General features: G+C 64.8%; 9 protein-coding genes. 3 read left to right on the top strand and 6 right to left on the bottom strand.

The annotated features are described in order from the left end of the window. Positions 1-22: 22 nt before the first annotated feature. The 3 genes from DOM54_RS12455 to DOM54_RS12465 form a co-directional block, all read right to left on the bottom strand. Complete coding sequence (locus DOM54_RS12455; protein ID WP_110716594.1) at positions 23-949, bottom strand: N-carbamoyl-D-amino-acid hydrolase; 927 nt, start codon at positions 947-949, stop codon at positions 23-25. A 97-nt stretch (positions 950-1,046) separates the two neighbouring features. Next, positions 1,047-1,967, bottom strand: coding sequence for a LysR family transcriptional regulator (locus DOM54_RS12460; protein WP_110716595.1), 921 nt, complete (start codon positions 1,965-1,967; stop codon positions 1,047-1,049). A 105-nt stretch (positions 1,968-2,072) separates the two neighbouring features. After that, positions 2,073-3,389 carry a M18 family aminopeptidase gene (locus tag DOM54_RS12465; RefSeq protein ID WP_110716596.1) on the bottom strand — a complete coding sequence of 439 codons (1,317 nt, stop codon included), beginning with the start codon at positions 3,387-3,389 and terminating at the stop codon, positions 2,073-2,075. A 133-nt stretch (positions 3,390-3,522) separates the two neighbouring features. Between DOM54_RS12465 and DOM54_RS12470 the strand changes: the two genes are divergently transcribed. From DOM54_RS12470 to DOM54_RS12480, 3 genes are all read left to right on the top strand, one after another. Continuing rightward, on the top strand, positions 3,523-5,622 hold the full coding sequence (locus DOM54_RS12470; protein ID WP_110716597.1) for a carboxy terminal-processing peptidase: 2,100 nt from the start codon (positions 3,523-3,525) through the stop codon (positions 5,620-5,622). Positions 5,623-5,823: 201 nt separating this feature from the next. Next, entirely contained in the window at positions 5,824-7,593 is a 1,770-nt protein-coding gene (ligB, locus tag DOM54_RS12475) for an NAD-dependent DNA ligase LigB (RefSeq protein WP_110716598.1), read from the top strand. A gap of 245 nt (positions 7,594-7,838) precedes the next feature. Continuing rightward, positions 7,839-9,089 carry a capsular polysaccharide export protein, LipB/KpsS family gene (locus DOM54_RS12480; RefSeq protein WP_110716599.1) on the top strand — a complete coding sequence of 417 codons (1,251 nt, stop codon included), beginning with the start codon at positions 7,839-7,841 and terminating at the stop codon, positions 9,087-9,089. Between the two features lie 391 nt (positions 9,090-9,480). On the opposite strand, the gene DOM54_RS12485 is transcribed toward DOM54_RS12480, so the two are convergent. From DOM54_RS12485 to DOM54_RS12495, 3 genes are all read right to left on the bottom strand, one after another. Continuing rightward, positions 9,481-10,431 carry a glycosyltransferase family 2 protein gene (locus tag DOM54_RS12485; RefSeq protein WP_162619850.1) on the bottom strand — a complete coding sequence of 317 codons (951 nt, stop codon included), beginning with the start codon at positions 10,429-10,431 and terminating at the stop codon, positions 9,481-9,483. A 73-nt stretch (positions 10,432-10,504) separates the two neighbouring features. Continuing rightward, complete coding sequence (locus tag DOM54_RS12490) at positions 10,505-11,533, bottom strand: glycosyltransferase family protein (RefSeq protein ID WP_240613880.1); 1,029 nt, start codon at positions 11,531-11,533, stop codon at positions 10,505-10,507. Between the two features lie 43 nt (positions 11,534-11,576). Next, entirely contained in the window at positions 11,577-13,892 is a 2,316-nt protein-coding gene (locus tag DOM54_RS12495; protein ID WP_110716602.1) for a glycosyltransferase family 2 protein, read from the bottom strand. Positions 13,893-13,899: the final 7 nt, after the last annotated feature.

Genomic DNA, 13,899 nt, shown 5'->3' on the forward strand with positions numbered 1-13,899 from the left:
ATAGCGACCTTCTCCGCGGCGACTATTGCTGGCGCTCAACACCCGTCTGCGAGGTAATGCGCCCATAGTGTTCGATGCGACGATGACGCGCGAAATCGAAGATGGTTGTCTTGCCGAACTGGCAGCGTTCCATATCGCAGGTCGCCGTGATCAGCTCGTCTTCCTCGGTCTGCGCCCGGGCGACGACGAAACCGTCGGGATCGACGATGATCGAGCCACCCATCAGCGGAAACCCATCCTCGACGCCAGCCTTGGCCACGGCCACCGCCCAGGTCGCATTCTGGTAAGCCCCCGCCGTGACGGAGAGTTCGGAGTGATAGAGGCGCTGCTCCAGTCCCTCCCCTCGATTCTGGGAGTTCACCGACGGCGTGTTGTAGCCGAGCATCACCAGCTCGACCCCCTGTAATCCCATGACGCGCCAGGTTTCCGGCCAGCGGCGATCGTTGCAGATGCACATGCCCATCAGCGTGCCTTCGTTGTCGAAGGTCTCGAAGCCCAGGTCGCCGGGTTCGAAATAGCGCTTCTCGAGATGCTGGAAATCCCGCCCGGTGTCGTACTCGACATGCCCCGGCAGATGTACCTTGCGATACTTGCCGACGATCTCGCCCTCACGGTCGGTCACGATGGAAGTATTGAAATGGCGCCCTTCCGGCGTCAGCTCGGCATAACCGAACGAGATGGCGATACGGTGCTCTCGAGCGCGGTCGAACAGCGGCTGCGTCGCGGCGTTCGGCATCTCGCGCTCGAACCAAGTATCGACCTCGGCCTGATCCTCCATGTACCAGCGCGGGAAGAACGTCGTGAGTGCCAGTTCCGGAAAGACCACCAGGTCGCATCCGCTGGCCGCGGCCCGATCCAGCAGCGCGATCATTCTCGCCACTACCGCTTCACGCGTGTCTCGCTTCTGAATGGCTCCCATCTGAGCCGCGCCGATTACCCATTCACGCATTGCCGATCCACCTGCTGATGTCTTGTTGGTCGGCTCAGTGTCTGGATTCCGGGCGATGATGTCGTATACCGATTCATCGCCAGCCCATAACTTTTGATTAAGGCCGGGAAGCCGGGCCTTCGACAGCGGCGCTGAAACGGACGAACGCCGCTTCGAGGTGGGTGATGAAGAGACGAGCCAGTTGCGAGAGCGGTTCGGTCCGCGGATAGGCCAGACTCACCACCAGGCGCTGCTCGACCGGCAGGGGAACGGCAGTCAGGTGCCGGCTGCGCCAGCCGTGCCAGGTAAACTCATCGATCAGGGCGATACCGGCACCGGCGTCCGCCATGGCGCAGGCGTAGTGCGGAGAGTCGACCTCGGTGGCCGGCCGCCATGGCTCGCCGGCCGCCTCGAAAGCGGCACGGATATGCTGGCCGAACGGGGTTTCCGCGCCGTAACCGATCAGGTCATATTGGCGGAGTTCGGGCAGCGAGACCGTGTCGCGCGCCGCCAGCGGATGGTCGATCGGACAGACGCAGACCATGCCTGCGCGGTGCAGCGGGTTGGCCTCCAGGTTGGGATGATTCACCGGAAACAGCGAGATACCCAGATCGGCCTGACGGTCGAGCAGTTGGTCGCGCAACTGCGTATGACGCTGGCAATCCAGACTGACCCGGACATCATGCTCTTCCCGGAAGCTGGTGATCGCCCAAGGCACGATCTGATGACCGAGACTCGAACTGGCGGCGATGCGCACCACCCCATGGCGCCGCTGAGTCAGGTCATGCAGCGTATTGTTGACCCGCTGGACGTCGCGGTAGACGTTCTCCACGTCGCGGAACAGCCGACGCGCTTCCGGCGATGGGTAGAGCCGCCCCTTGATACGCCCGAACAGCGGAAAGCCGATGCGCTGCTCGGTATGGGAGAGCATCCGACTCACGGCCGGCTGGGAAATCATCAGGACGCGTGACGCGCCACTGATGCTGCCGGTGGTCATGATTGCCCGGAAAACCTCGATCTGCCGCAGATTCAGCGCCATGCTCCCCCTCCTCCCGATGGTCGGACGCGGCCTGATGCCGACGGTCACCCCGGCCACGCCTCCGCTGGAGCCCGCTACGCTGAAATGCTCCGCCTTATCCGGATATCACTCGATCAAGAGCGAATCGCGATTGAAGAATACCGTCAACGCCCGGATCAGATACGCCGGATCGCGGGTACCGGCCGTCTCGCGAATCGAGTGCATGCCGAACTGCGGCACGCCTACGTCGATGGTCGGCACGCCCAGCTCGGTCGCCGTGATCGGACCGATGGTGCTGCCGCAACCCATGTCGGCACGGGTCACGAACTGCTGCACCGGCACGTCCGCTTCCCGGCATAGGTCATGGAACAACGCTGCCGTCGTGCTGTTGGTCGCGTAGCGCTGGCTGGCGTTGACCTTGATCACCGGGCCGGCGTTGAGCGCCGGGCCATGGTTGGCATCGTGCTTGTCGGCGAAGTTGGGATGCACGGCATGGGCATTGTCGCAGGAGATCATCAGCGAACGCTGGATCAGCCTGACGAAGCCCTCGTCGCCCGCCTCGCCCAGCGCCGCGTTGAGTCGGCGCAGCACATCGGCCAGGAAGGGTCCCTGGGCACCGCAGGCGCTGGCACTGCCCACTTCTTCATGGTCGTTGGCGACGAACAGCGCGCCCTGTCGGCCATCGGAGGCCAATAGCGCCTCGACGCCGATGAAGCAGGAGAGCAGGTTGTCCAGTCGCGCGCTGGCAAGCATCTCGCCGCCGACGCCGACCCGCGAGGGAGGCTGAACGTCATAGAACCCCAGCTCGAAATCGACGATATCCGCCACCTCGAGGCCGTGTTCGCGCTCGATCCACTGTTTCAGCAGGCGATCGAGGTCGGGCGCGTCGCCGCCCTGCATCAGCAACGGCGCCATCTGCGTCTGCGCATTGAGGGGCCGGCCGTTGTTGGCTTCGCGATCCATGTGAATCGCCAGGCTGGGTATGATCGCAATCGGCTCTCTCACGTTCAGCAGCACCGCCTGAAGCTTCCCATCGGTACGGCGAACATGCACGCGCCCGGCAAGCCCCAGGTCACGGTCGAACCAGGGTGCCAGCAGCGCCCCGCCGTAGACCTGGACACCCAGTTGCAGCCAGCCCTTGTTGACGATCGCCGGTTGCGGTTTCAGGCGCAAGACCGGACTATCGGTGTGGGCACCTACCATGCGCAGGGTCTCGAGAGACGACGCCGGTAGCTGAAACGCGATCAAGGCACTATCGTTGCGCGTCACATAATATTTTTCGCCGGCTGACAATTTCCAGCTGTCAGTTTCCTTGAGCGACCGATATCCTGCCGCCTCCAGCCTGGCCACGAGGTTCGCGGTGGCGTGCCAGGGGGAAGGAGAACGCTGGAGAAAATCGATCAAGCGGTCTTCGAGAGCCTTGTCGGCAGCGTGGTCTGACATGGGTTTCCTCGGATGTCGGTCTGTAGTCATGCGGACTGACTGCTACAATAGGTCCCGGACCTGAAAAAGATTCATGGATCCGGTGGTCTTCTAGGGAATAGAGAGTGTACAGGAAACCGGGAGTGCTTCATTGATGACCCTGACTGTCGCCGCTCGGCACGCGGCCATGTGTTTGCTACTGCTGGCATGGAGCGTCACGGCGCTGGCCGGTCCCACCCCAACCGACGATCAGCGCCAGGCGGCGAGCGAAGTCGCCGAGTCTCTGCAGTACGGCTCCTATTCGGGAGTCGACCTCGACGACGAGTGGTCGAAACGCGCCTTCCAGCGTCTGCTCGACGTGCTGGACGACCAGCGTGCCTACTTTCTGCAGCGGGACGTCGATAATTTCAACGATCTGGATACATCGCTCGATGACGCGGTCAAGTCGGGCGACCTGGATCGCGTCTATGCATTCTATTCACGCTATCAGGATCGCGTGGAAGCGCGACTCCAGTGGCTGGTGGACAAGGTCGACCGCGGCATCGACTACGGCTACACCAGCGACGAGCGCCTGGCGCTGGATCGCAAGGACTACCCCTGGGCAGGCAGTGAAAGCGCGCTGGACGACCTCTGGAGCAAGCGGCTGGAGAATGCCGCACTGACGCTGTCGCTAAGCGACCAGTCGCCGGAAGAGATCCAGAAGACGCTGCACGACCGCTACACCAACCAGCTCAACCGGGTGCGCCAGACCAATGCCGAGGACGTGCTGGTGCTACTGATGTCGGCGGTGACCGGCACGGTGGATCCGCATACCGAATACTTCTCGCCGCAACAGAGCGAGTCCTTCGATATCCAGATGCGGCTCTCGCTGGAAGGGATCGGCGCGCTGCTGCAGAGCGATGGCGAGTACGTCAAGGTGTCGAGCCTGGTCCCCGGCGGCCCGGCGGACAAGGCCGGCGTCCTGCAGCCGGCGGATCGTATCGTCGCGGTGGGTCAGAACGAGGACGGCGACATGGTCAACGTCGTCGGGATGCGCCTCGACGAAGTGGTCGACCTGATTCGCGGGCCAAAAGGCTCGACGGTGAGGCTGGAGATCATTCCCGCCAAGGCGGTCGACGTGACCCGGACCCACACCATTAGGATCACCCGGGATACGGTCAAGCTCGAGGATCAGGCCGCCCACAGCCGGGTCGAGGAGATCCAGCGCGACGGCGAGACCCACAAGATCGGGATCATCACCGTGCCCGCCTTCTACGTCGACTTCGACGCCTGGCAGGCCGGCGAGTCCGACTACCGCAGCACCACCCGCGACGTGGCCAAGGAGATCGACAAGCTCAAGGCCGAGCAGGTCGAAGGCATCGTCCTCGACTTGCGTAACGATGGCGGCGGTGCCCTGCAGGAAGCCAACTCGATGATCGGGCTGTTCATCGATCGCGGCCCGACCGTCCAGGTGCGCGACGCGCGAGGGCGGATCAATCTCTATGGCGATACCGATGCCGGCGTCACCTATGACGGCCCCCTTGCCGTGCTGGTCAACCGGCTGTCCGCGTCGGCCTCGGAGATCTTCGCCGGCGCGATACAGGATTACGGTCGTGGACTGGTGGTCGGTAGCCGGACCTTTGGCAAGGGCACCGTGCAGACGCTCACCGACCTCAGCCATGGTCAGCTCAAGCTGACCCGGGCCAAGTTCTATCGCATCTCGGGCGAGAGCACCCAGCACCGCGGCGTCGAACCGGACATCATCTACCCGAGCCTGATCGACCCGGATCAGATCGGCGAGAGTGCCCTCGACAACGCCCTGCCCTGGGACCGGGTCCGACCGGTGCAATATCGTCTCTACGGCGAGCCGTGGCGCTATCTCGAGGCGCTGCAGGACCGTCACGAGCAGCGCATCGCCAATGACCCCGATTTCGTCTATCTGGAAAAGCAGGCCCAGTTGAGCAAGCGCCTGCGCGAGCAGCAGACCAGCATCAGTCTCAATAAGGAGCAGCGTCAGCGCGAAATGGATGCTCAGGAAACCGAGCAACTGGCGTTGGAGAATCAGCGGCGGCGATCGCTGGGCATGGAACCGCTCGATGACTGGACCGATGCCAGGGGGCAGAGCGATGGCTCGGACCAGGACAGCGCCGACGCCGAGGCCAGCGGAGAAGACGAGATTCCCGATTCGGACGACGCCAAGCCCATCGACCGCGCCGAGCTGCAGGAAACGTCCCAGATCCTGCTGGACTACGTGAAACTGACCGCCAAGCGTTGAACGCCACGTGCCGGCCCGACTCGGGGCCGGCACGTCCAACCTAGCGCCCTGTAACGATGCAGCCCCGCGACAGGAACCCACTCGCTGAAGTCGGTTCGTGTCGCGGGGCTGTTTCGTCGAGACGCGTCGTCTCCTCCCCCCTGCGGGTCAAGAAAGCCGCCGAATGGTCGTTGAAGGATTCAAAGACCCGGGAGCGACGACATGAAGGCGAGAGCAATCCGGTGCGTGATCCTGGCCTGGCTGTGCCTGGCCGGAGCATCCCATTCCCATGGGGCCGATGCCGGCGTGGCGTGCCCGCCGGGCACGGACCAGGCATCACGGCAACAGAGCTACGGCGCGCTGACCCGCCAACTTCGGGCGTGGGACGAAGCCTACTACCAGCACGGCGAGCGTCTCGTCGATGACGGGGTCTACGACGAAGCCAAGCGCCGCTGGCGGCGATGGCGTCGCTGCCTGCAACCGGATGCCCCGACAGCAACCCAATCCACACCTGTCTCGGCTCGGGACGAACTCGAGCATCCTTTCGCCCAGACCGGGCTCGACAAGCTCCCCGATCGCCGGGCCGTCGGCGAGTGGCTATCCAGGCAACCGGATCGCCCCCTCTGGATCCAGCCCAAGATCGATGGCGTCGCCGTGACCCTGGTCTATCGGAACGGTCGTCTCCAACGCGCCATCAGTCGGGGCGATGGCAGCATGGGACAGGACTGGACCGCTGCGGTCCGGAGAATCGAGAGCGTTCCGGCCACACTGGCGACCGACGAGCCGGTGACGCTGCAGGGCGAACTCTACCTGCGGCTGACCGATCACGTGCAAGCCCGGGATGGCGGCGCTTCGGCGCGTTCCCGGGTGGCGGGGCTACTGAACCGGCACCAACTGACCGCGTCGGAGGCCCGCGAGATCGGCTTCTTTGCCTGGGCCTGGCCGGATGGCCCCAGAGCCGGTGAAGAGCGCCTCCAGCGCCTGACGCAGCTCGGCTTTCCCGATACGGCCAGCTATACCCAGCCGATCGACCGGCTCTCGCAGGTAGCGCGCTGGCGTGATCACTGGTACCACGCCGCGCTGCCCTTCGCCTCCGATGGCGTCGTCGTCAAGCGCCCCGAACGACCGCCGGGCGCCACCTGGCGTGCGGAGCCGCCCAGTTGGTCGATCGCCTGGAAATACCCGGCGGAGAAGACACTCGCCGTGGTCGAGGCGATCGACGTCTCGGTGGGCCGCACCGGACGTCTGACGCCCGTCGCCCGGCTGGAGCCGGTCCTGCTCGACGACCGCGAGGTCGGCTCGGTGAGCCTGGGGTCGCTGTCCCAATGGGAAGCGCTGGACGTTCGTCCCGGCGATGAGGTGGAGATCGCGCTCGCCGGTGCCACCATTCCCCGGGTCGAGCGAGTCGTCATTCCCGCCAAGCCTCGCGCCGAGTTGACGCTGCCGGACGAGACACGCTACGACGCCCTCTCCTGTCTCACCCCGTCAGCGGGCTGCCGCGAACAGTTCCTCGCGCGCCTGGCCTGGCTCGGCGGCAAGCAGGGACTGGACATGGCCGGTGTCGGGCCCGCCACCTGGAGCGCCCTGATGGACGCCGGCCTGATCGACGGCCTGCTCTCCTGGCGGTCGCTGGATATCGGTCAACTGCAGTCGCTGCCCGGGGTCGGAGAGGCAAGGGCCCAGCAGTGGATTGAGGCTTTCCGGGCCGCGGAAGCCAGAAGCCGGAAGCGCTGGCTGGTGGCACTGGGAATGCCACCGGTGCCCAAGGCCGTGCGCCAGTCCGCGCTCGCGGCCCCCCTGCCGATACTGCGCGCCCGCTCCGCCACCGCCTGGCAGACATTCCCGGGCATCGGCCCGGTCCGGAGCGAACAACTGGTCCGCTTCTTCCACGACGCCACCATCGACGAACTGCTCACCGCCCTGCCCAAGCGTGGCACCTCGCCGCCCCAGGGCAGCGAGACTGACGAGCCTCATCCCCCCAAGACGATTTAAACCACCGCCAGAATCACCAAAACGCGTCATGGCAGGCCGGCCGTGCCGCGTTACAGTCAAGTCGAGCCTACCCGTGCCCGACAGCGCGACTGGGTGCCATCATCCGCCTCGTCGACCCTGTCGGCCGACGACCGCCTGGCGATGGCCCCCGGTCGATCACGACTCCCGGGAGCAATCACGGATGGCACGCTTGCGTCGCGGCGCTCCTCGCCGACGATGCTTACCGGCATAGAGGGATCGAGACGATGTTCCCCGCAAGGCGAGCTTTTCTATTCCTGCAAGGCCCCCGCTCTCCGTTCTTCAGTCAGCTCGGAGAGCGGCTGACCGACGACGGGCACAAGGTGGTCAAGGTCAACTTCACGCTCGGCGACCAGGCGGCCTGGCAAGGTGCTCACGTCGAGACCTTTCGAGACCCTTGGCCGATGCTGGCGGCGTTCGTCACCGACCTCTGGCAACGCCACGGCATCACCGATCAGGTAGCCTTCGATGACAGTCGACCGGCCCACCGGGAGGTCGTCCGCGCCGCCCGTCGGCGCGGCATCCGCAGTCACATCCTGGCGCCGGGATACTTCCAGCCCCACTGGATCACCCTGGAGCGTGAAGGCATCGACGGCCATTCGCTGCTGCCCCGGGATCCCGATTGGTACCACATGATCGGCCCGACGCTTCCCCGCCAGCTACCCCCGAGACCGTTCGAAGCGACATTCGCCACGGCCGCGGTCCGGGAACTGGGCTACCGCATGGCGGATATCGCCACGCCGCTTCTGTTCCGGCATGCCCGCGGTCAGGCCGGGTCCTCGGAGGGAACCCGCTACCGCTCGGCGGTCGCCCGACTCGTCGGTCTGCAGCGTCGTCGCGCCGACCGCCTGCAGCGCGCCTTGATCAGCGACGGGAAGCCCTACTACCTGTTTCCCACCCAGCCCGCTGCCGCCCCCCGAATCCGGTTCCATTCACCCTACACCGACCTGCGGGCGGCCTTGACCCAAGTGGTCGAATCCTTTGCCCGGTTCGCCCCGGGCCACACCCGCCTGGCCATCGTCGACCCCGCAGGTCACGCCGGTGCCGCCTATACGCGGCACCTGCGGGACCTGGCGGCAAAGACCGGCCTTGGCGAGCGGTTGGTGCTGATGCCTCCGGGGGATCTGCCAGCCTTGATCGAGCACGCGTCGGGCCTGGTCACGATCAATGGCAACGAGGGCTTGATGTCGTTGGAGGGCGAGTGCCCGACCCTGGCGCTGGGCGACGCCATCTACCGTATGCCCGGGCTCACCGCCCCCAGCTCGCTGGACGACTTCTGGTGCCATCCGATCGGCCCGGATCGCCGCCTATTCCGGAGCTTCGCCCGCACGGTCATTCATGCCACCCAGATCAACGGCGACTTCTACAGCCAGCCAGGCATCGATCTCGCCGTCGTCAACGCCGTCTCGCCCTTGACGGCCAACGTCTCGCCCATCGAACGCCTGCTCTGGGACTCCCGACTGCCGGTCGCCTCCTGATTCCTGGCACCCGCGCCTGCCTGGCCCAACCCCGTGGTCCCGTGACACGAACGGCCAGGAGGTCGCCCCCGGCCAATGACTGCTGTCGGGAACCCCATCACGGCCGCGGCAGGATGCCATGAGGTGACAAGACAACGCCCCGGGAGAGACGTGTCGTGGCGCTACTGCCGCGAGCGATAACGCGGTATGGCGATCCCATGGCTCATGGCCCTGGGATCGGGCCGCCCATCGAGCCATACCCCGTTCCCTGCCCGACTCGCGCCCCCTACCGCCGACACGCACTTTCCTCGTCCAAACCCGTGATGCCATACGACGAGCGGCCAGGTGATCGCCACCCGGCCGCTAGTGTTCACTGCTTGAACTTCCGCGTTTCCCGTCCCGATGCGCGTCCTTAGTGGCTCGCCGGCGACAGTGCCCGGCCTATGTCGATCCGGGGTTTCACCATCAGCTTGGTGAACGCCATCAACACCATCTCCTCGATCGCCGGCCCCATCTCCTGCTTGAGCGCTTCGTAGCTGGGGTAGCTCGGCTCCGGCGCGATGCACATCTCGAAGAAGTGCTGGCGATTGATGTGCGGGTTGTCGATGAAGAACTGACTCAAGCGGTTGTGCTTTTCCTGCTTGGCGGCGCTGGAAACGTAATTGCCGATCCGGGCGAAGAACTGCTCGACGCTGCGCAACGGGAGGTGGTAAATGCACGCTTCCCACTCCCGGGCAAAATCCATGATCTCCGCCTCGGGTTCCAGGACGGCACCATCCTGCTTGGCCATGAGCCAGTGGTAGCCCATGTGCAGCCGGTGGGACTGGCGGTAGACGAACAGCGCCTTGGTGTCGGAGGCCTGCTCGCCCAGCGACCAGTACTCCGCCTCCAGCAGGTGACCCTCGAGATCCTGCTGGTAGGCAATGCGTTCCTTGCAGATCACATTGATCCAGGGCAACCGGAAGTAGAATCGCTTGAGGTTCTCCTCCCCCGGGAAGCGCTGGGCAAAGGCAGCGTAGAAATCCTTGATCGTGAGCCCCTTCTTGAAGGTCAGGAACTCATCGGCATCGAAGCCGTAGACGACATTGTAGCAATCCTTCTTCAGGTAGAGCTCCAGCGCCCCATTGATGTAATCGGCCTTGCGCTTCGAAAAGCCCTGCTCGTCCTCGATCTCGACGAACGCAATCTCCTTTTCCGGATAGCGATCCCGCAATTCGGCAACGCACTCCCGAAGAAAGTCATGCTCGATATGACTCAGCACGACGAGCCGGTCGAATCCCAGTCGCAGGTGGTGCAGGAACGAAGCGAAGACGACGTCCTCTTCTCCCCTGACCATTGTGATAGCGGTGAACTCGAGTTTCATGGTGGGATGTCCTGTCATTGTTGAGAATGCTTGCCGCCACGACGGCGACACGAACTGGGAATACGGTTGCCGCTCAGCGCCTTACCCACCAGAAGGCCCGGGCCTTTTCCGGGTTGCCGATATCGAGCGCCTTGCGAGCGGCGTTTTGTGCCATGAGCCGGGCAGTTGCCGGGTCATCGATCAACTGCTGCATCGCCGAACGCCAGGCTTCGGGGGTGTCCTCCACCAGCAGCCCGTCCTCGCCGTGGGAGACGATTTCCCGGTACGGCGAGCGAGCGCTGTAGAGCCCCACGCTGCCCATGGCGGCGTTGTCCAGGAACTTGATGTACGTCTTGCCGGCGTTGAACGGAGTGTCGCGCATCGGCGTCAGGCTGATGTGCATGCGCTGGCGGTCGCGATAGCGCTGGAATGCCCGCCACCCCAGCGGTTTCGGCGTACGAACGCGCTGCAGCCCGCGCAGGGAGACCGGGGAATACCCCCCCAGCATGATCTCGAAGGTCAACGCCACGTTGCGCTCGTGAATGTCGACCAGCGCCGGCGTGATGTTCTCGAGATCGGCCAGATGCGCCCGGGAGCCATGAAATCCGACCCGTGGCGCCAGCATGGAAAAATGGTCGTGGGTCGGCATCGGCGAAATCAGCGAAGGCGCCAGCAGCGAGACCGAATCGTGGCGACGGCTGAAGTGTCTCGCCAATGGCTCACAGCACGCGATCACCTCGTCGGCGATCGCCAGCAGGCGCGGCTGCAGGTGCGAGGAGACATGGGCCATCCGCCGCCGGTAGGTCTCGGGCAGTTGCTGGTCGAGGGCAGCGGCGGAGATATCGTCATCGATCAGATAGCGGATGGTCGCCAGCCGATGACGATTGTCTTCCAGCCACGAGATCCAGGCCGCGTTGAGCGAGCGGCAGACGAGAATGTGAGCGTTACGCAACTCGCCTACCAGCCAAGGCATGCACATGACCGGCAGCCGCCAGTAGCTGGTGTCGATGCGCTTGACCTCGATGCCACGCGATTGCAGCCACGGCGCCACCGATTTCAGGAAGTAGATATCTTCGGTCGGGCAGGTTCCATCACTTAAAACCACCCAGCGCGGATAGCTCATGATCAGTCCCCTCGTAGGCTGGATTGGCGTTCCCCTCGCGCACTCATCGCAGCGAGAAGTCTTCGTAAGTCAGTGTCAGGTTGGGGTGGTATGCCGGGTCGTCGAACAGGCGGTGACGCCAGCGATCCCGCATGTACTCCGCCTCTCGGGATGCCCGTAGCCGTTTGGCCTGGGTGTCATCGGCCCCGCGGGAAACCGACTCGTGGTGATAGAGCTCGGCGAATGGGGTCCACAGGTTGCGATACCCCGCCTCGCCCACCTTGAGGCAGAAGTCCACGTCATTGAACGCGACCGCCAGGTTGGCCTCGTCCAGCCCGCCGACGGCCTCGAACAGCGACTTGCGCACCACCAGGCACGCCGCGGTGACGGCGGAAAAGTTCTGGGCGAGATGGAGTCGACTGAAATAGCCGGGTTCGTGGCGCGAAAAGAACTTGTGGGCATGCCCCGCGACCCCGCCGACGCCAAGCAGGACGCCGGCATGCTGGACCGTGCCATTGGGGTAGTAGAGCTTGGCGCCGACGCAGCCGATCTCCTCGCGGCAAGCCTGACTGACCATCTCCTCCAGCCAGTCTTCGTTGATCGGCTCGATATCGTTGTTGATCAGCCCCAGCAGTTCCCCTCGCGCATGGCGAGCGCCGAAGTTGTTGATGGCCGAGTAATTGAAGGGATGCGGCCAATGCAGCACCCGAACCCGGGGATGCCCGGCGAGCTCACCCAGAAAGTTCAGGGTTTCCGGGCAGGTCGAGCCATTGTCGAGAACCAGCACCTCCAGGCGGGGGTAGCGTGTCCGCTCGAGCAGTGCTTCCACGCAGGGTCGCAGTATCTCCACCCGATCCCGGGTCGGGATGAGCAGGCTCACCAGCGGCGCCGGATCGGGAAGCGGCCAGCGCACGCGATAGGTATTGGGAAACCGGCCGGGTTCGGCGGTCGCCCCCCGGGCATGCCGGGACAGGTGATCCTGAACCGCGTGGAGGCCGGCCTCGCCGGTATAACGTTTGGCCGCGGCGGCCGATGCGGTCGATCCCTGCCCGGCGTGCCAGTGGTAGAGCACGTGCGGAATTCTGACGATACGATCCGAGTCGAGTCCGGCCGTGAAGCGCAGGGCCAGGTCGTGATCCTGGCTCCCCTCGTAACCCTCGCGGAAGCCCCCGACCGCCTTCACTCTCGCCGTTCGATACACCCCGAGGTGCGATAGGTAGTTCTGCCCGAGCAGCAGATCGGGATTCCAGGCGGGCTTGAAATGCGGATCGAACCGCTCCCCGTGGTCATCGATCTTGTCCTCGTCGCTGTACAGCAGCTCTGCCCGCGGCCGCTGCTGCAACGCATCGACGACACGGAAGAGCGCATCGGGTACCAGTTGATCGTCATGATCCAGCAGCGCCACATACTCACCCCGCGCCAGGGACAGCGCACTGTTGCTCGCCGCGCAGATATGCCCATTGACCGGACGGAACGTCACTTCGATACGGGAGTCCTGCTCGGCGTAGCGCCGCAGCCGCTCGCCGATGCGGCGATCGGTGGAGGCATCGTCGGCAATGCATAACTGCCATTGGGTATAGCGCTGCGCCAGCACCGATTCGATGCAGCGGTCGAGAGCTTCCGGAGTCGGATCGTAGGTGGGAAGCAGAATCGAGATCGTGGGGCGATAGGCGAACGCCGCCAGCCGGCTCGAGAGCCACGCCTGCGAAGCCACCGGCTGCTGCGCCAACCACTCGGAGTAGCTCTTGCGCGGGCAGAGGCGAACGAAGGTCTCCTCGTACTGCTTGAGGGCGATCGCCCGCCAGGGCGTGTTCTGCTCCCTGGCGAGCCGCTTGAGCCGGGACAGAACGCAGGCCTTGGGCGTCTCGAGCCACTGACCATGCAGATTGGCCAACCGCTGGACGAGACGGTCGCAGGCAAACCAGGGGGTCAGCCATACCAGTCGCAGGTGCTCGATGGAGAAGCACCCCTCCGTCTCCAGCGGATCGAAACGAATTCCCCGGACGCCCGGGCCGATGTAGCAGAGCCGCTTGGCGATGCGTCCCGGCTTCAAGGCAAGATAGAAGCTTTCCGCCTCGTTGAAGCCACGTCCCGTGTCGACGTACAGCCGTACCGAGCCGCTCGGCTGATCGTGGCGGATCGCGACCTCCAGCATGTTCCAGCCTGGCACCGGCATCTGCCGCCGCCAGGCGAACTGCGGGTCGTTGCCCGTCGAACGCCAGCCGAAGGAGGAGCTCTCGTCGGCCTCGTCCGGCGCTAGCCGCTCCAGTTGGTAGAGCGGTTTCAACCGAGGGCGGCAGATGAAGCGGGTGGAGCGATTCACGCCCCGCCAGACCCTCCAGGATCGCGCCTCCGGCACGGGGGACGAGGAAGTCTGCATCACGATA

This window comes from Salinicola acroporae (assembly GCF_003206615.1).
GTDB lineage: Bacteria > Pseudomonadota > Gammaproteobacteria > Pseudomonadales > Halomonadaceae > Salinicola > Salinicola acroporae.

Bases quoted from the DNA above. Each gene is read 5' to 3' on its own strand.
- DOM54_RS12455 (WP_110716594.1), bottom strand. From the start codon at position 949: ATGCGTGAATGGGTAATCGGCGCGGCTCAGATGGGAGCCATTCAGAAG.
- DOM54_RS12460 (WP_110716595.1), bottom strand. From the start codon at position 1,967: ATGGCGCTGAATCTGCGGCAGATCGAGGTTTTCCGGGCAATCATGACC.
- DOM54_RS12465 (WP_110716596.1), bottom strand. From the start codon at position 3,389: ATGTCAGACCACGCTGCCGACAAGGCTCTCGAAGACCGCTTGATCGAT.
- DOM54_RS12470 (WP_110716597.1), top strand. From the start codon at position 3,523: ATGACCCTGACTGTCGCCGCTCGGCACGCGGCCATGTGTTTGCTACTG.
- ligB (WP_110716598.1), top strand. From the start codon at position 5,824: ATGAAGGCGAGAGCAATCCGGTGCGTGATCCTGGCCTGGCTGTGCCTG.
- DOM54_RS12480 (WP_110716599.1), top strand. From the start codon at position 7,839: ATGTTCCCCGCAAGGCGAGCTTTTCTATTCCTGCAAGGCCCCCGCTCT.
- DOM54_RS12485 (WP_162619850.1), bottom strand. From the start codon at position 10,431: ATGAAACTCGAGTTCACCGCTATCACAATGGTCAGGGGAGAAGAGGAC.
- DOM54_RS12490 (WP_240613880.1), bottom strand. From the start codon at position 11,533: ATGAGCTATCCGCGCTGGGTGGTTTTAAGTGATGGAACCTGCCCGACC.
- DOM54_RS12495 (WP_110716602.1), bottom strand. From the start codon at position 13,892: ATGCAGACTTCCTCGTCCCCCGTGCCGGAGGCGCGATCCTGGAGGGTC.